This window comes from Neobacillus sp. OS1-32 (genome assembly GCF_030915425.1).
GTDB lineage: Bacteria > Bacillota > Bacilli > Bacillales > Cytobacillaceae > Neobacillus > Neobacillus paridis.
Genome location: NZ_CP133263.1, coordinates 2449400 through 2467374, shown reverse-complemented (window position 1 = coordinate 2467374; position 17975 = coordinate 2449400). Strand labels below are relative to the sequence as shown.

Below are 17975 nucleotides of genomic sequence, written 5' to 3'. Positions count from 1 at the left end.
CGAAGTTGCTAATCATATTTGAAATAAGCTTGAATGAGGTGCCTGGTATGAGTATCAGGCGCCTTTTTTGGTGCCTGACACCCAGTATTAGAAGTGGGGGATAACACCTAGTAAAAGTTTTAAAAAGCTGGTGGAAACATGTACAATATACAATAAGATCTTGCTTAAGAAGGAGATTGTCAAGTGAATATAAGCTTAACTCATAAACGCATTAAAGAAATGTGCGGTACTGTCTCCTTCAAAAGAGGGGATTATTTTTATCATTCGAATAAAGTTTCATTTGAAGAATATCTTCCAGACCGGTACAGGGCAACTGTTATCGGAGAGGAAAAGTTTCATGTGACAGTTGAAGCGGGTGCAACTGGGGAGATTCATACTGAATGTACCTGTCCTAAGCTTGCTTCTTTTGATAAGGCTTGTCAGCACGTTGCCGCTGTTTTGATCGCCATTCATGACTACAGGCAGCAAGGCATCACACCGGATCTATTCAAGTCGGAACTGACAGATGGGCTATTGTCACTTTTTGATGATCAGCCAGTGCGCTCCAGCGGTCATCAGCTTCATTTTGAAAAAAGAACTGTCCTTGATGTTGAATTGATATGTAGACCGGTTCCTGCCGGCAAGGATAGCTATCTATTTGGAATTGAGTTGAACCTTGGCGGGAAAGAGAAAGTGGGCCATTTAAGGTGTTTTCTTGAACAGGTCACAGAAGGACAGACGATCAAACTATCCGAGACAATGACATACGACCCCAGTCTGCAATGCTTTCAACCTGAAACTGACGCTGTGATTCATCTGCTGAGTCAGGTGGTTCAGGATGAAAAAGTGTATGGTGTGACAGCGCAAAACAATGTAAATAATCAAATCCTCCTCATTCCAGCGACCTCTTGGCACCGGCTTCTGCCTTTGTTGCAAAAGACACCGCACGTGAAGCTGAAATATGCTGGACAAGTCTTTAATGGTTTACAGGTTACAGAGGAATCACTGCCATTACAATTTCATTTTTTTGAAAAAGAAGGGGCCGGTTATCGACTGCGAGTCGACGGCTTTGACAGGCTATTGGTTCTCGCCTCCTATAGTTCCGTTTTATTTGCAGGAAAACTAAAAAAATTAGAAGTTCAAGACTGTGGGAGGCTTATCGAGCTAAAACAGATGCTCGCAGATTCCGGTACAAACGAAGTGCCGATTTCCCAAGAGAAAATACCATTTTTTCTGGAAAAAGTGATACCAGGCCTAAAGAGGCTCGGTCAGGTCTTTTTTTCGGAATCGGTCAGGAAGCAGCTGATGAGCACCCCTCTGAAAGCTAAGCTTTACTTGGACCGTGTCAGAACCCGTCTTCTTGCCGGCCTTGAGTTTCACTATGAAAATTGGGTCATCAATCCCTTGGAAGGCAGGGAATTTCCTGATGGCTCATTCATCATCCGAGATATTGAAAAGGAAGACGATATTCTAAGAATGATGGAGGACAGCTCATTTACCAAAACGGATAGTGGCTTTTTCCTTCATAATGAAGAACTGGAATATGAGTTCCTGCATCATGTCCTACCCAAACTGGAAAAAATGGTTCAAATTTATGCGACGACAGCCGTTAGAAATCGAATATTCAGAGGCAATCTGTTCCCAAAGATAAGGGTGAAGCTGAAAAAGGAACGGACCAATTGGTTGGAATTCAAGTTTACCATGGATGGTATTAATGAACAGCAAATTCGTGACGTGCTGGCAGCGTTGGAGGAGAAACGGAAATATTACCGATTGCCGAATGGTTCACTGTTTTCCCTCGAGACAAGAGAGGTTGAGGAAATTCAGCGTTTCCTGCAATCACCATATGTTGTCCATAAGGATTTAATAAATGGCCTGGATTTACCCATGGAACAATGTCTGCAGCTGCTTGATACCGTGGAGGTTAGCGACTCCTTTGCATTAGAGGAATCATTCCGGCAATTTCTCGAGAATCTTCATCATCCCGGGAGCTTGGTATTTGAGATACCGAATAGGTTAGACCCGATCCTTAAGGATTATCAAAAAGTTGGATTTAATTGGATGAAAACGCTGGCTCATTATGGTTTTGGGGGAATTTTAGCGGATGAGATGGGACTCGGAAAAACACTTCAGAGTCTTACTTTTATCGTCTCTGTCCTGCCGGAGATACGAAAAGAAAAGCTGCCAGCCTTGATTGTTTGCCCTTCATCATTGACCTATAACTGGCTTAGCGAATTCAGGAAATTTGTCGGTTATGAGCTGGATGCGGTGGTCATTGATGGGACAAAAGTGGAACGGACCAAGCGACTACAAAAATTAACGGGTGTCGATGTAGTCATCATCTCTTATCCATTATTACGGCAGGAAATCAATTGGTTTGAAGAACAAACATTCCATACCGTATTTTTTGATGAGGCGCAAGCCTTCAAGAATCCGTTAACGCAAACAGCACGGGCAGTAAAAAAAGTAAACGCCCGCCATCGTTTTGCACTTACCGGTACACCGCTGGAAAATTCATCAGAGGAGCTCTGGTCGATATTTCACGTTGTTTTTCCGGAGCTTTTCCGGGGGTTGAAGGATTACAGTAAGCTATCAAGAAAACAAATTGCCCGCAGAATCCGCCCGTTTTTGCTGCGGCGAATGAAGAAGGATGTTCTGTCTGAGCTGCCGGAAAAAATAGATTCACTGGAAACAGTGGAACTGCTTCCTGAGCAGAAAAGGCTTTATGCAGCGTATTTGGCAAAACTACGGCATGATACCTTAAAGCATCTTGACAAGGATACCATCCGGAAAAACCGGATTAGAATTTTGGCAGGTTTAACCCGTTTGCGGCAAATCTGCTGCCATCCTGGCTTGTTTGTCGATGGCTATAAAGGGAGTTCGGCAAAATTTGAACAGCTGCTGCGGATTGTGAAGGAAGTAAGGCTGTCCGATAGACGGGTATTAATTTTTTCACAGTTTACGAAAATGCTTGATTTAATTGGCAGGGCGTTCATGAGACAAGGGATGTCCTACTTTTACCTAGATGGGCAGACGCCAGCAGAAGAACGGGTGAAAATTTGTGATCGGTTTAACCGGGGGGAGCGAAATTTATTCCTGATTTCCTTGAAAGCGGGTGGGGCTGGATTAAACCTGATGGGGGCCGATACTGTCATTTTATATGACACATGGTGGAATCCTGCTGTCGAGGAACAAGCTGCTGACCGCGCCCATCGAATCGGCCAGAAAAATCCCGTCCAGGTGATCAAGCTGGTGGCCCATGGGACCATTGAAGAAAAAATGAATGAACTGCAGGAGCAGAAAAGGCATCTTATCAAAGAAATCATTGATTCGGATGAGAAAATGATGTCTACTCTGACAGAAGAAGATCTTCGCGAGATCCTGATGGTATGATTACTAATAAAGAGATTGAGGTGTCGGACGGAGCCCGTTCACCTGGACGTACTAACCGACAATAAAAAGGATGTGAAGGAAATGCCTGCATCAGTCAATAATAAAGTTCCAAAAGAATATCGTTCTGATTGTGAAAATTGTTTTGCTTTATGCTGTGTTGCACTGCCTTTCGCAAAATCTGCTGACTTTGCTTTTGATAAAGTGGGCGGGACTTCTTGCCCTCATCTGCAATCCAACTTTCGCTGCGGCATCCATCAACATCTTAGAAAAAAAGGGTTTCAAGGCTGTGTCGCCTACGAATGTTTTGGTGCCGGACAAAAAGTATCACAAGTCACTTTCCATGGCAATGATTGGCGGAAACATCCCGGACTGGCGGAGGAGATGTTTGCGGTCTTTCCGATTATGCAGCAGCTTCACGAAATGCTTTATTATTTAAATGAAGCCCTGAGCAGGGAAGAAACCGAACCAATTTATCCAAAATTACAGGAGGCGCTGGAGGAAACGGAGAGCCTTACGAATCTATCTGCCGAATCGATCAAAGAGATTAATGTGTCGTCTCATCGGACGAAAGTAAATGAGTTGCTAATAAAGACAAGTGAACTTGTTCGTGCGAAGATCCCACCGAAAAATATTAAACGGGGAAGAGATTTAATCGGCGCCAAATTAACAGGAGCCGACCTGCGCGGCGCCAATTTGCGCGGTACGTTGCTGATTGCGGCCGATCTTAGAAAAACTGATATGAGAATGACCGATCTGATTGGTGTTGATTTTAGAGGAGCTGATGTTAGCGGGGCAGACCTAAGGGGGAGTATCTTTCTTACACAAGCACAAATGAACGCGGCTAAGGGCGACCGTCATACGAAATTACCTCCTTCCATCACAATGCCGGTACATTGGTTGGAGACTTCCTAAATAATGCCGGCACAAATAGTGTAGGCGCCCGCCTAAAAATTGTCGATATTGTCCCAAATAGTGTAGATATCGATCCCAAAAATGTAGATATCGTCATAATTAGTGTAGATATCGACCCCAAAAGCTGTAGCAATTTTTTATAACAAATATTTCGTAACATGCAGTATTGGCTCCGCCTACGCCAAATACCATGATAGCCACCCGTGCTATCCCCACTACCCTGAAGTATAGTGATCGATTATTAATAAAATATGAACTAGTTGTTAATCATCAGTTAAATAATAGAGACAAATTTTTAAAAATTTTTCAGTAAAAAGGCGACTGGTGTCATGCACTCGTCGCCTTAATTGTATTTAATAATCTGTAACTGTAAGATTTCGATCCAAATAGGATTCAATTAGCTCACTAACCTGATAAGCAACCTGTGGGGAGTCAAAATTTTCGAAGGCATGCTCACAGCTGTTTTTATAACTCATGGTTTCGTCATAATGGCTCATATGACGCTTAATGACTTCCTCGGAATCTTGCCGTTCACGCTGTCTTTGAATAACGGTATCCCGATCTGCGTAGACAAAAATGCGGATGATACTCTCGCCATACATTGTTTTTAATTTTTCCGCACCTTCCGGATTCAAGGTTAAATAAATTAGTTCATGGTTTTGGAATGCATCAGCAATGTCCTGCTCGCGAATACCGTAGTGAATGCCATCAATCTCAACGCTTTCAAGAAATTCCTGGTTTGCTTCCATCTGTTTGAAGGTTTCTTCGGAAACGAAGTGATAATCTTCGCCATCTTTTTCATAATGGCGGGGAGAACGGGTGGTATAAGAGAGAACAGTTTCCATATCAAATGCGGTTGCAGCCATTTTGGCAATTGTCTTTCTTCCTGAGCCATCGGGACCAGTGTAAACGAAAATTTTCTGTTTTCCTTTGATTTTGTACATAGATTTTCCTCCTTTTTAGTGTAATGGGAATAATAAGATGACCCTATTCCTTGTGGGATGAATATGGAAATAAAGGGGATAACTACTATTATATCAGAATTTCGTTATAATAGGAATATATGGTTTTGCATGATAAATTTACTAAATTTCTAAACTAATTAGTTTGATCCGAATCCGCTGTTAATGCAGCCCCCTCTTTAGGAGGTCTTTTTCCCTTTTGTAAATCAGCAATTGTCAAGCCAAAATCCATCTGTAAATGGGGATAATCTTTGAACTGCGCCCAGTCACCGCCCCATTCAAACCCTAAAGTTTTGGCGATTTGGACAACCTCGTTCCAATCCGGTTTTCCATTTTTATTTCCATCATATTGTCGATCCCAAATGATACTGCCAGAGGGTGTCTTCAAGGCAAAATCAACCGCCAATCCGAAATTGTGATATGATTCTCCCCCTTTTGCATAGGTTACTACTTCTCCCGCTGCCGTTCTTCCTTGTGCATAAAGCGAGTCTTGATCCTCCGCACTTCGGAAACCATCCGTGATCATGACCCTAATTCCTTTTTTCGCCGCTTGCCGGATTAAGTTTTGGCTTTGTTCCTCCACAACTGGATTTAGCTTCGTCGGTAATGGTACAGATTGATCTATGTTTGGGTCGGAAAAAAACCCGGATGCTTTTATAAAGAAAAATACCATCACTAGAACCATAAGGATATAAACAGTGTTGCCCATTCTTTTTCGATTCAAAACTTTCTTGTCCTTTCACATCTATAATCCTTACTTTCTTAGACGAAAAATATAGCTCAATGGTTTCATCATTTTAACGCTTGGTTAGCCAAGCGAGATTTCAATTCGGCCAAAATGAAGCCATTGCATGAAAATTCCCTTATCTTGTAAAGCGTTAGATAAGAAATGGTTGCAGAGGAGTTCCACAAGATTGATAATATTTTGTAAAAGATCATAATTGAGGAGCAGGAAAATGGATATTTTATTAAAACAAGTTTTTGTCGGCGCGCCAAAAACAGTCGGAAGAAAAGACGCCGCAAATGTCATGGATCGTGAGTGGACGAGTGCGATTTTTAAGGAGCCAGTTCAAGGGGCTGTTTGGGTCAGCAAAATAGGTTTAACTGGTGATGACCAGGCAGATAAGAAACACCATGGCGGACCGGAAAAAGCCGTATTTGCGTATTCATATGAAAACTATTTGTATTGGCAAAAGGAATTGGACTTGCCTGAAATCAAAGCTGGTGGTATGGGAGAAAATTTTGTGATGGAGCATGTCTTGGAGGATGCGATTTCGGTTGGAGATACCTTGCAAATTGGTGATGCAGTTGTTCAGGTATCTCAGCCGCGGCAGCCATGCTGGAAACCGGCGCGTCGCTTTCAAGTAAAAACATTGGCACTGCTGTTGCAGAATACCGGCAGAACCGGCTGGTATTTTCGCGTGTTGAAGGAGGGGCAGGTTCAAGAAGGACAAACCTTCACTTTAATTGACCGGCCGTATCCGAACTGGACGATTCAAAAATGCAATGAGATTGTCCATGCGAAAAAACCGGATTTGAAGTTAATGAAAGAGTTGGCGGAGTGCGATCTGCTGTCATCAGGTTTCCGGGATACGCTGGAAAAACGGCTGAAAACTGGTGGGGCCTTGGATATTAGGAAACGTGTATTTGGACCAAATGAATGACTGCTGTCTTGATTTTGTCCGTGAAATCCAATAGGAAAAGAAGATATTGATAGAGGGGGGCAAAACAATACGTAAATGGTTTTAAATAATAATGTTTGACAAATTTCCGAATAGTAGGAAAATGTAGTTAAAAAATGAAACAGGTGAAGTTATTTTGGCAGGAACAGAAGAAATGCTTAAGGCTCTCAAAAATATCCTATCCCCGGAACAGGTATCGATCAACCAAACGATTCTACAACAGCATAGTAAAGATGAATCATATCATACTCCTAGCTTGCCGGACATCGTGGTTTTTCCAATGACGACTGAAGAAGTCTCTAAAATTATGAAATTAGCCTATCAATACAAAGTGCCGGTTGTTCCGTTTGGCAGAGGGTCAAGCCTAGAAGGCCACGTGATTCCGTATAACAAAGGGATTACGATTGATTTTTCCTTAATGAATAAGGTTTTAGAGATAAAGGAAGAGGATTTTCTTGTAAAAGTCCAGCCTGGAGTTACCCGAACGCAGTTAAATAAAGAATTGAAGAAATATGGCCTGTTTTTCTCCGTCGATCCGGGGGCGGATGCAACCCTGGGAGGCATGGCAGCCACCAATGCTAGCGGAACCACCTCTGTCAGGTATGGAGTGATGCGTGATCAAGTCCGGGATTTGGAGGTTGTGCTGGCAGACGGAACGGTCATCCATACAGGAAATTTAGCGGCAAAATCATCATCAGGCCTTCATTTAAACGGTCTATTTGTCGGCTCTGAAGGTACGCTTGGCTGCTTTACCGAATTAACACTGCGAGTCTATGGGATACCGGAATACGTAATGGCTGCCAGGGCCTCCTTTCCAACGGTTCACGATGCCGTTTCTGCAGTGGTTGGGATATTATCTGCAGGAATACCAATTGCCAGGGTTGAGCTTATAGACGAACAGTCGATGAAACAAGCCAATTTATTCAGCGAAACAGATTATCAAGAAGTACCAACCTTATTCATGGAATTCCATGGAAATGAGGACGGACTCAAGCAAGATGTTGAATTTATGAAAGAAATTGTCGCTGACTATCGTTGTCAAGGCATTGAATTTGAGACCGATCAGGCGGAACTTAATCGATTATGGGAAGCTCGCCATAATTTAGCTTATGCCTATATTCACGGCTATCCGGGCAAAAAACTAATGGTAACGGATGTTTGTCTGCCAATTTCCGAGTTGGCAGGAGCGATTGAACATGCACGGGAGGAGCTTGAAAGATTTGGGCTTCCAGGTGGAATTGTCGGCCATGTAGGTGACGGTAATTTTCATGCATTGTTAATGATTGATGTGAGCAGTCAAGAGGAAATCAAAAAGGCAGACAAATTTAATGAATCGATTGTATTATATGCACTCGAGCGCGGTGGAACGTGCACAGGCGAGCACGGTGTTGGCGTTGGTAAACAAAAATATCAGGAGAAAGAACACGGAGCAGCCTTAATGGTGATGGAAAAGATTAAACGGGCTCTGGACCCGGATAACCTTTTGAACCCGAATAAGATTATGAAGCTTACAGACTGATGCATTTAAAAGAAGTGAGGCGGCTTTTAAAAAAGTACGCTTCTTTTTGCAATAAAAGCATGGTGACGCTAGAAAAAATCAATAGAAAGGCAATAATGCTGCTGCACTGGTTGCCATGAAGGAAGTATATCATATCATAACTTTTTGATTGAACTTGAATATTTTTGGAAACAAAGTAACATAAAGCTTAAAGTTTAGAGGAGATCGAGATGGAACAGTATCAGCTTGTTTATGATGCACTAAATAAAATGAATATTCCCTATGACGTAGTGGAGCATCCGCCAGTTTTTACAACAGAGGAAGCAGACAGTTATATTGTTGGCAAGGAAGGGGTGCGGACCAAAACACTCTTACTGTGCAATAAAAAGAAGACGGCCTATTATTTAGTTATTATGGATGATGCCAAACGGCTCGACATGGAGAAACTGGCGGAAATGGTTGGAGAAAAACGGCTCAGCTTTTGTTCGCCGGAAAGATTAATGGAAAAAATGGGATTAATCCCCGGCATAGTTTCAATCTTTGGATTGCTGAATAATACTGATCATGATTTAAAGGTTTACTTAGATAACGAGATGCTATCCGAAAAATATATAAGTTTTTCTCCAAATGACAGTACAAAGACAATTTTTATATCAATAGAAGATATGTATAAATTCTTACTGGTGTTAGGCTACGAATATACCATTTTGGAGTTGTAATCATCGGATTCTAATTAAAAAAATGGGAGTATCCAGCAAAACAGAGCCATGTAACGTTTATGATAAAAAAATGATAAACTAGAATCATAGAAAAGAGGATGAGGAGACAACGATGAAATACGAAACAATTATATTTGATATTGATGATACCTTGTTTGATTTTGGTAAGGCCGAGGATCATGCTCTGCGAAAGGCCTTTGAACAATTTGGCTTGCCTTCTGGGGCCACGCAGTACAAAATGAGTTATAAGGAATTTAATAAGCCATTGTGGCGGGATTTGGAAAAGGGGCTTATTACACTGCAGGAGTTAGGAGTAGAAAGATTTAGGCGGTTGTTCGTTCACCATGGACTTAAAATCGATGCCACTGAGTTTTCTCGCGTGTTTTTGGAATATTTGGGTCAGGGAACCTATCTAGTCCCGGGAGCGGAGGAATTGTGCAACAGCCTTGAAGATTTCCAACTGGCAGTGATTACGAACGGCTTTGGTCAGGCACAGAAAGCTAGAATTGCTGGTTCGCCTTTGGCGGATACTTTTGAACAGATTATTGTCTCGGAGGAAGCCGGTTTTCAAAAGCCGGAAACGGGTATTTTTGAGTATGCTTTTTCCAAATTAGGAATTGCTGACAAAGACAAAGTACTGATGGTCGGGGATTCGCTGACTTCCGATATTCAGGGTGGATTGAATTTTGGGCTCGACACATGTTGGTTCAATCCGCACCATAAGAAAAACACAAGTGGCGTAAAGCCAACTTATGAAATTCATAGACTGCAGGATCTCTTGGAAATAGTTGATGATAACATGGATTATCTGTTAACGGCATCTTCATGAAAAAACGTTATGCGATAACCAGTCATTCAAAAAGAAAGCCCAATATGACGGGCTTTCTTTAAAAGATAAGTATAAATTTTCGACTTTGAGAATTGTCCAGCTCCAGCGCCTAGCGGCTAGTGTCCTTCGCTCTCCGCCCTACGATAAGTCAACATCGAATCGCCTCCGGCTCTTCGTGTTTCCTTTATCTCAGTTGGAGCGCTCCAGGCCATACGCCGCTGATCAAGGCGCTTGCGCTTTTCTAAGTTGAAATATCCTAACTTCCATTAAGTGGATACTTTGTTTCAGCACCTATGACTATTATTTCTTTATCCTTTGTCTTTCCCTCCTTGATTGATCACCAAAAAGCCAGATACGTCTTAAGATTATTTCAGCCAAAACGGCAAACCAAATGCAAGACCAATGACGACGATGATAAAAATCCATGAAAGCGGGTGGGCCCAGTTATTTGTCCAGCCAACGCCAAAGCGTTTTTCCAAAAAGATTGCCGGGTCTTTCGGGTTAAAGTAGAACACTCCAAGCTTCCAATAACGGTCATCGTCGCGATCAATCACTTTCCCATTTTCCATTGCAGCCTTTTTCCCTATTCTGCTGCCGCCTTGACCAGTAGTGACAGATAAAATGATCGAGCCCGCACAAACAAGAATCACATATATGATTGGTACGTAAAGCTGTAATTGTGTATTTATCGGGTAGATCAGTGCCAACTGAGGCAGCATCAACATAGCAATTAGGCCGGTACCCATTAAAAGTGTAAACAGCGACCATCTTCTTCTAAAAATAATATTATGTTTTAGTGACTCTTCCGGATTTTCCGCAGAAACCTGCTGCTTTGCTTTCGAGATAATGACATTGATAAACAAAAACAACAAAGTTAAATAGATTTGGATAATTGGCATCAGCATAACTGAACGGTATGATTTCGTTCCCCAGTTGGTTATTTCACCGCTGAAGTTATATTGCATTGGAAATCTCGCAGGAATTTGCTGATAGTTTACAAGTGTTATTACAATGGTCACGATTGAAATCAGGAATGGGATGATATACCAGTAGTTCGAGTAAGTCAGTTTTTGGCGGCGAAATTGTGTATTAACGGTAATAACCTGCGGCTTTTTCGTCCATTCCGGATATCGACTTTTAAGCTCTTTCATTTGCCTGTGAAAAATAAGGTAGACGATAAAACTTGCCAAAATATAAGCACTAATTAAAATCGCAAATAAAATACCGACGAAATTTTCGTCCTGTCCCCTGGCAGTAAGCAAAAGAACTGCTGTCATGATAACAGCCAGCATGCTTGTTACCCAGGCGTATGTTTTGCGCATTTTTTTTAGATCGGCCCGCTCAAATGCTTCTTCGGGGATGGACACCCCAAAGCTTTCTGTTTTTCGCGTCCAATAAGGAACAAAAATTAGAGCAATATACATGGGAACCAGTATTACCAATAATAATAAGATCATTGAAGAATTCATGGTCAATCACTCCTTTATTGATAAAATTCGGCAAAAATTTGATGACATAGTTCTTGAAACTCTGCTTCGGAAACCCCTTTGCAAACGGATTCCGCGATCAAAGGGCGAATCTTGGCTGAAAGCTCTGTCCAGTAAACCGCATCTGCTTTTGGAACACCATCGGGATTAATTACGACTCCCTTTTGGCGGTGGATTAAAATAAATCCCTCCTGTTTTAGCTGCTGATAAGCTTTGTTAACGGTATGGAGATTTATTCCGAGATCCGCGGCCAGCGCTCGAACAGATGGCAAGGCTTCACCAGGACTCAGTTCTTTTTTCGCAATACCGGCGATAATTTGATTCTTTAACTGTGTATAAATTGGTTCCTCCGATTCCAGGTCAAGTGTTATAAACACATGCACCACCCTCCTTTGTATTATCTGTTATATTTATAGTATAACAGTTATAACATAATGTCAATATGAAATAGCAAAAACCTGCTGCCCAAAGTAACATGCGGCCAGCAGCAAGTAATGCAACTTCATCCGTAAGTAACGCAACTCCATCCGCAAGAAAAGATTGCCTAATCGCAAGAAGTAGCGCGGGCTCCATCGCAAGTAAAGGCAGCCCTCATCCGTAAGTAACGCGCATCCAACTGTAAGGATCGACGTATACGAATTAAGCCTGTGGAAATAATAAAATTTTCACAATACTTCACAGGGATTTCACAAATATGTTTTATACTCAAAGGCAGAAAGCTCATTTAATATTAAAACTAGACAAAGGGTGGAAATATGAGAAGGAAATCGCTGCTTATGCTATTAATAGGAACGATCATGATTATCGCTGCAGGTTGCGGTACGGCAAAAGAAAAAAATCAGAGCAGTCAAGATCAGGGGATGCCGGAAATGATAGATGTGACCTTGAAAATTGACCCAGAGCATCCACAGCCCAATAAAGAAGTTACGATCAGTGCAACGGTGACACAAGGTAAAGAAAAAGTTGACGATGCGGATGAAGTGATATTTGAAGTCTGGAAGGATGGACAAGAAAAACACGAAAAGATCAAAGGCGAGTCGAAAGGAAATGGGGTCTATTCGATTACCAAAAGCTTTTCAGAGTCTGGCGTCTATTACGCTATTTCCCATGTAACGGCAAGAGATATGCACAACATGCCAAAAAAGGAATTTACCGTAGGTGATGTCAGTGCTGATCAGCAAAAATGAACAACCGACCAAGCCCATGAAGCAGAACATCATGAGGGACATTAACTGTTCACAAATATTTACGCCTGGTTTCATGATCAGGCGTCTTCTTCATATATAATAAAGGAAGATTGAGGGGATTCGATGAAAAGGATCGGCATCATTTCTTTTATCATTTGTTTCATACTTCTGGCAGGCTGTAGTAAGGAAGAAATTCCAGTCCCTCCATCCATGAACAATATGTTAATTGTCTCCAATTTGAAAAAGCCAGAAATCTCCTTCGTTGATTTACAAAAGGGAAAATCGGAGGTAAGTAAATTAAACTTCCGAATTACCGCTATGGAAAAAATCAATCAAAATACGATTATTTTGGCTGGGGATCTTGAAGATTCTCTCTATCGTCTTCAATTGAAAGATGGTGAATTAACAAAGTTAAAGAATACCGGCAAAGGTGTGAATGATCTGTTATATCGGCCCAAGGACCACCTGCTGTTTTTCTCCAATGGCAAGAAGAATAAAGTCGGATTTTACGATGTTGAAAAGGATACAGTTATCGCCGAAGTGAGCACCGATAAATTTCCGACCTCAATGGCAGTTAATGATAAGAAAAATCTTTTATATGTAGTAAATGTAAAAGCAGCCTCGCTTTCTGTCATTGACATCGGTTCCAAAAAGGTAATCTCTCATTTTCCCATCGTGACAAGACCGAATGGGATCTTTTTCGACGGGAACTATGTTTGGATCGGGGGACACGGGCCCTATGGGTCACTAAATGAAAATATATATATTTACGATCCCGATACTGGGAAGGAAGTAGACCGTGTAAAGGTTGGGGTGATGCCGGTAGATTTCTACGGAGACGATTCCAGTGCTTATGTATACGCGATTTGCCACGGCTCGAGCAGCGTATACAGAATTAATATTAAAAACAGATCGGTGAGCGAGCCTTTGGAGGTGGGGGCCAACCCATATGATATTATTGGAGACAAGCAAAGGATTTACGTGTCAAGTTTGGACGGAGACTCGCTAGCGATAATTGATCGCACCACATTTACAATTAACAGGGAAATTCGGCTGAAAAACGGGCCCCATATGATGATTTTAGGTGAGGGAAATGAGTAAATATAAAGTATTGATCGCAGATGACGAAGTACAAATGCTGATGTTAGTCAGCTCCTATTTGGAAAAGGAAGGCTATGAAACTGTTACCGCTGAAGACGGAGCAGAAGTGTTAAGCCGCTGGAGCCAAGGGTCGTATGATTTAGTGATACTAGACATCATGATGCCGACATTGGACGGTTTTGCCGTTTGTCGAAAAATTCGTGAGGTGTCCAATGTACCGATTATTATGTTGACGGCTAAAAGTGAGGAGCTCGATCGAATTCGCGGCTTGAAATTGGGCGCTGATGACTATATTGTGAAACCGTTCAGCCCTAAGGAATTAATGGCCCGTGTAGAGGCATTGCTGCGGAGGTCAAATAATTTCCGACCACAAAAGCATGTGCTGGAACTTGGTGATTTGATCATTGATTTGGATGGTCATACGGCAGAAGTAAAAGGAAACCGGTTGAATTTAACAAGGAAAGAATTTAGTCTGTTAGAATTCTTTTTTAACCACCAAGGACAGGTGTTTTCGAGAGAGCAGCTGTTAGAGCACGTGTGGGGGTTGGAGAGTACTGGAACCTTGAGAACTGTCGATACTCATATCAAAACGCTGCGAATAAAACTTGGCTCTTCAGGTGATTTGATTAAAACGGTTTGGGGAGTGGGGTACAAATTCGAGGCATAAACTATGGTCTAAAGCAAAAAATTTGGACAACCATTTCGATTGTAGCAGTCATCACGATCATCTTTGGAACAGGGTTAACCTACTACTTATATGAAAAATTTTATGTTGAAAAGCAAAAAGAAATCTTGATCATGCAAGGGGAAGAACTGAAAAAATTCTATCATCAAGCTGCCAATAAAACAGAGTTTAACAAACGCGTCAAATGGACAGACGAGAGTTCCGATGCCAAGGTGATTTTTACCGAAGACCCAATGCTATTAAGCGCTGGAATTCCTTATGAGGAGTTTGCTGATAATAGTTTAATTACATTTGATGAAAGACAGAAGCTGCTTGCCGGGAAAAAGGTCATTTTTATCAGGGAGCATCCGCGCTTTCATCAGGATATTCTGGCGGTTACGATCCCGTTATTGAAAAATGGTCAATTGGCAGGGGCACTGTTTCTTTATATGCCGCTTGCAGATGTTTATGAACCGTTTAAATCCATTCGACCTGTTCTGATATTATCATTGATTGTCCTCTTGACCATCGTGCTCTGGCTGGGACACAAAATGACGAATCGACTGATTAAACCATTAAAAGAAATGGAAGCTATTTCAAAAAAAATGTCCCAGGGCGATTTTTCCCAAAGGATTGAAGTTCAGCAATCGGATGAGGTAGGCAACCTAGCAGCATCCTTTAATACTCTTGCCTCATCGTTGGAGGCGGTTGATCAAAAGCGCCGGGAGTTTCTGCAAAATGTTTCCCATGAATTACGGACACCGCTTAGTTATATGAAAGGATATACGGAAGCAATTCTCGATGGGGTCGCAGGAGATACGGCGGCAGTCGAAAAGTATGTTACCATCATTCACAATGAAACAGATCGGATGCAACGGCTCGTTCATGATTTACTAGATTTGGCGCAATTGGAGGATGATTCCTATCCGATGAGGAATGAACCATTGCCGTTTGCCCAATTGATTACCGATGTGGTTGACCGCTTTGAATTAACAGCCAGTCAAAAAGGGATTCAGTTGATACAGAATCTAGATGATGAAATTATTGTCAATGGGGACTCCGATCGGCTCGAGCAAGTGGTCAGCAATCTTCTTGCCAATGCGTTTCGCTATACACCTCCGGGAAAACCGATTCAAATTACTTTAATGAAAGAGCGTATGACTGCCGTATTAAGGATTCAGGATTCGGGACCGGGGATTTCAAAGGAAGAATTGCCAAAGGTTATCGAGCGCTTTTATCGTGTTGACCACGCCAGAACACGAAAAGAAGGCGGTACAGGACTGGGGCTGGCAATTGTTTATCAAATTGTGAAAAAACATCATGGGGAATTCCTGATAGATTCCGATATCGGCTGTGGAACAACAGTCATGGTGAAACTGCCCCTATTTGTCGGATAAGAAGAGCATGGGGAGAGATCTTTATCATCTTCCCATGCTCCAGGTATCTTTCAGATTGTTTTGACTGATTGTACTTATGGGGCATATTCCATTGTTGTTTTTTCGGTTGTTTCATTTTTTAAACTGCTCCTCTTTTAACCAAAAAATCCTAGTGCATATTTTACGGCCTCATGTATATCCTCTGTATCATATGCCTGCATATCCTCAAAACTAATCCGCATCTTTACATTTTCCAAGTCGTAGCCGCTGTCCAATTCAAGATCAAGCAGTACTTCATAGCCCTCGGAATTAACTGATGTATCAATGATATTAAAGGTTTGGATGGCTGTACCAGTGTCATACTCGATTGGGTCAAAGAAATCAGTCATTTGCATTCCTCCAGCGTAAGATTCAGTTGTAGCATTTGCTAATTTTTTGTTGTCCATACATGAACCGTTACAGTGATTAGGTAAAAGCTGCCAAAGCAGCTGGTGGTACTATCCTTTGAAATTTCTGAAAAAATATTCCCACTTATGGCGGTAATGAAGATTCCATAAGATTACAAAAACCCCTTGAACTTCATTTGTGATTCAAGTAAGATATAACTACGTTATTTTGAAAGGGTGACCAAAGGGCGATGATCAATTAATCCTATTTTAGAGAGCATTCGGAAAACGAAATTCATTCTGGGTAGGATTAATTGTGGCGTTTTTATAATTGGTATAGCATTTTTTATGGTGTACCATGACTTTTTGCGGCAAATTACCTCCTATCCGGATGTTGTGGATAAGGAGGTTTCTTTATGGATAAAGCAGATTCAAATGTGTCAATTGGGGCATTGTTTAAAAATAGAGTGATTCAGACGTTATTGCTTTCGACACTTTTTCTGCAAATTGGGGTATGGGTACGAAATTACTCGATTTTGTTATTTGTTGTAGAGCAAACGAATGAAAACCCGGTGGCGGTGTCATTCATCTCCGTTGCTGAGTTTGCGCCTATTTTTCTGTTTTCTTTTATCGGGGGGACGTTCGCCGACCGCTGGAAGCCGAAACGGACCATGATTTGGTGTGACTTTCTCAGTGCTGTTTCGATTTTTGTTGTGCTGCTGACGCTTGTTTTTGGCAGCTGGAAGGCGATTTTCTTTGCGACATTTGTGTCTTCAATTCTCTCGCAATTTTCCCAGCCGTCAGGAATGAAGCTGTTTAAGCTGCATGTGAAAGAAGAACTGATTCAAATGGGGATGTCCATCTACCAGACGATTTTTGCCTTGTTTATGATCCTTGGACCAGTTCTCGGCACCTTTGTGTACCAGCAGTTCGGCATAGATGTTGCGATTGCCGTAATGGGGGTAGCATTCCTGTTTTCGGCGGCAATTTTATTTTTATTGCCAGCCGACTTTGAAATGGAGAAAAAGGCAGAAACAACTAGCTTAGTCCAAGAAATGAAGGACGGGTTTCAGTATGTATTAAAAAGCAGGGTGCTGACTTTACTCGGCGGCTGTTTTGCCACAGCGGGCCTAGCGTTGGGATTAACACAGCCGCTTGGTGTGTTTCTTGTCACGGAACAACTTGGCCTGCCGAAAGAACAGCTGCAGTGGCTGATGGCGGCGTTTGGTGTCGGTATGATATTAGGCGGCGGCTTAACTATAGGCATATCGAAGAAAGTTTCACCGCAGATCTTACTCGCTATTGGAATGTTGGCATGTGCCATCGGGTTTTTCGTGATGGGTATATCCAAACTGTTCTGGCTGACTTTGGCGGCAGAATTTTTCAGCGGAGTATTCAATCCAGCGATACAGATTGGAATCAATACGATGATTTTGAAAAATACCGAAGCTGAATTTATTGGCCGGGTGAATGGGATTTTAAACCCAATCTTTATGGGAACGATGGTGGTCATGATGACCGCGAGCGGTTGGCTGAAGAAGACTTTCTCACTTGTCGCGATGTATGAAACCACCGCGCTGCTGTTCATTATCGGCATCCTCTTTCTTGTTCCGCTATTCAGGAGTTCGGCTGCTGTATTGAGTAAAAGTGAAAGGGCATAACGGCTGAATAATGGGGGTCAGGAATGATGTTGTAATTCAATTATTCCTGGCGCCTTTTATTTTGAAAAAAATAATCTGGAAAGTGTGATTAAGTTAATTATTTTGCCAAAAGGTTTGTGATAGAATGGATTGTTGAAAA

16 protein-coding genes are annotated in these 17975 nt (G+C 41.9%); 11 read left to right on the top strand and 5 right to left on the bottom strand.

Going from position 1 to position 17975, the window contains the following annotated elements:
- The first annotated feature begins 183 nt into the window (after positions 1 to 183).
- Positions 184 to 3372, top strand: coding sequence for an SNF2 helicase associated domain-containing protein (locus RCG24_RS12360; protein ID WP_308077118.1), 3189 nt, complete (start codon positions 184 to 186; stop codon positions 3370 to 3372).
- An 81-nt stretch (positions 3373 to 3453) separates the two neighbouring features.
- Complete coding sequence (locus RCG24_RS12355; RefSeq protein WP_308077117.1) at positions 3454 to 4284, top strand: pentapeptide repeat-containing protein; 831 nt, start codon at positions 3454 to 3456, stop codon at positions 4282 to 4284.
- 353 nt (positions 4285 to 4637) lie between these two features.
- Here the strand turns inward: RCG24_RS12355 and RCG24_RS12350 are convergent, their stop codons facing one another.
- A complete protein-coding gene (locus RCG24_RS12350) occupies positions 4638 to 5228 on the bottom strand; it encodes a guanylate kinase (RefSeq protein ID WP_308077116.1) in 591 nt (196 codons plus the stop codon).
- 154 nt (positions 5229 to 5382) lie between these two features.
- Positions 5383 to 5931, bottom strand: a complete 549-nt coding sequence (locus tag RCG24_RS12345) for a M15 family metallopeptidase (protein WP_308077115.1) — start codon at positions 5929 to 5931, stop codon at positions 5383 to 5385.
- A 271-nt stretch (positions 5932 to 6202) separates the two neighbouring features.
- On the opposite strand from RCG24_RS12345, the gene RCG24_RS12340 reads away from it, so the two are divergent.
- The 4 genes from RCG24_RS12340 to RCG24_RS12325 all read left to right on the top strand — a co-directional run bounded on the left by RCG24_RS12340 (position 6203) and on the right by RCG24_RS12325 (position 9974).
- Positions 6203 to 6910: an MOSC domain-containing protein gene (locus tag RCG24_RS12340; protein WP_308077114.1), complete on the top strand. Its 708-nt coding sequence runs from the start codon at positions 6203 to 6205 to the stop codon at positions 6908 to 6910.
- Between the two features lie 172 nt (positions 6911 to 7082).
- Positions 7083 to 8447 (top strand): FAD-binding oxidoreductase, encoded by a 1365-nt coding sequence (locus RCG24_RS12335; protein WP_308079168.1) that lies wholly within the window; start codon positions 7083 to 7085, stop codon positions 8445 to 8447.
- A gap of 209 nt (positions 8448 to 8656) precedes the next feature.
- Positions 8657 to 9145 carry a prolyl-tRNA synthetase associated domain-containing protein gene (locus tag RCG24_RS12330; RefSeq protein WP_308077113.1) on the top strand — a complete coding sequence of 163 codons (489 nt, stop codon included), beginning with the start codon at positions 8657 to 8659 and terminating at the stop codon, positions 9143 to 9145.
- A gap of 112 nt (positions 9146 to 9257) precedes the next feature.
- Positions 9258 to 9974 carry a YjjG family noncanonical pyrimidine nucleotidase gene (locus tag RCG24_RS12325; protein ID WP_308077112.1) on the top strand — a complete coding sequence of 239 codons (717 nt, stop codon included), beginning with the start codon at positions 9258 to 9260 and terminating at the stop codon, positions 9972 to 9974.
- Positions 9975 to 10339: 365 nt separating this feature from the next.
- Here the strand turns inward: RCG24_RS12325 and RCG24_RS12320 are convergent, their stop codons facing one another.
- Both RCG24_RS12320 and RCG24_RS12315 read right to left on the bottom strand, forming a co-directional pair.
- Positions 10340 to 11443, bottom strand: coding sequence for a DUF1648 domain-containing protein (locus RCG24_RS12320; protein ID WP_308077111.1), 1104 nt, complete (start codon positions 11441 to 11443; stop codon positions 10340 to 10342).
- Between the two features lie 14 nt (positions 11444 to 11457).
- Entirely contained in the window at positions 11458 to 11838 is a 381-nt protein-coding gene (locus RCG24_RS12315) for a GntR family transcriptional regulator (protein WP_202652824.1), read from the bottom strand.
- 378 nt (positions 11839 to 12216) lie between these two features.
- Here RCG24_RS12315 and RCG24_RS12310 point away from each other — a divergent pair, with 378 nt between their 5' ends.
- The 4 genes from RCG24_RS12310 (at position 12217) to RCG24_RS12295 (ending at position 15810) form a co-directional block, all read left to right on the top strand.
- A complete protein-coding gene (locus tag RCG24_RS12310) occupies positions 12217 to 12648 on the top strand; it encodes a FixH family protein (protein ID WP_308077110.1) in 432 nt (143 codons plus the stop codon).
- Between the two features lie 123 nt (positions 12649 to 12771).
- Entirely contained in the window at positions 12772 to 13749 is a 978-nt protein-coding gene (locus RCG24_RS12305; protein WP_308077109.1) for a YncE family protein, read from the top strand.
- A complete protein-coding gene (locus RCG24_RS12300; protein ID WP_308077108.1) occupies positions 13742 to 14416 on the top strand; it encodes a response regulator transcription factor in 675 nt (224 codons plus the stop codon). The genes RCG24_RS12305 and RCG24_RS12300 overlap by 8 nt, the downstream gene beginning before the upstream one ends.
- Complete coding sequence (locus RCG24_RS12295) at positions 14386 to 15810, top strand: sensor histidine kinase (protein ID WP_308077107.1); 1425 nt, start codon at positions 14386 to 14388, stop codon at positions 15808 to 15810. The genes RCG24_RS12300 and RCG24_RS12295 overlap by 31 nt, the downstream gene beginning before the upstream one ends.
- 134 nt (positions 15811 to 15944) lie before the next feature.
- Here RCG24_RS12295 and RCG24_RS12290 read toward each other — a convergent pair whose 3' ends face one another.
- Positions 15945 to 16178 (bottom strand): hypothetical protein, encoded by a 234-nt coding sequence (locus RCG24_RS12290; protein WP_202652820.1) that lies wholly within the window; start codon positions 16176 to 16178, stop codon positions 15945 to 15947.
- A gap of 413 nt (positions 16179 to 16591) precedes the next feature.
- Here RCG24_RS12290 and RCG24_RS12285 point away from each other — a divergent pair, with 413 nt between their 5' ends.
- Positions 16592 to 17836 (top strand): MFS transporter, encoded by a 1245-nt coding sequence (locus tag RCG24_RS12285; RefSeq protein ID WP_308077106.1) that lies wholly within the window; start codon positions 16592 to 16594, stop codon positions 17834 to 17836.
- Positions 17837 to 17975 lie beyond the last annotated feature (139 nt).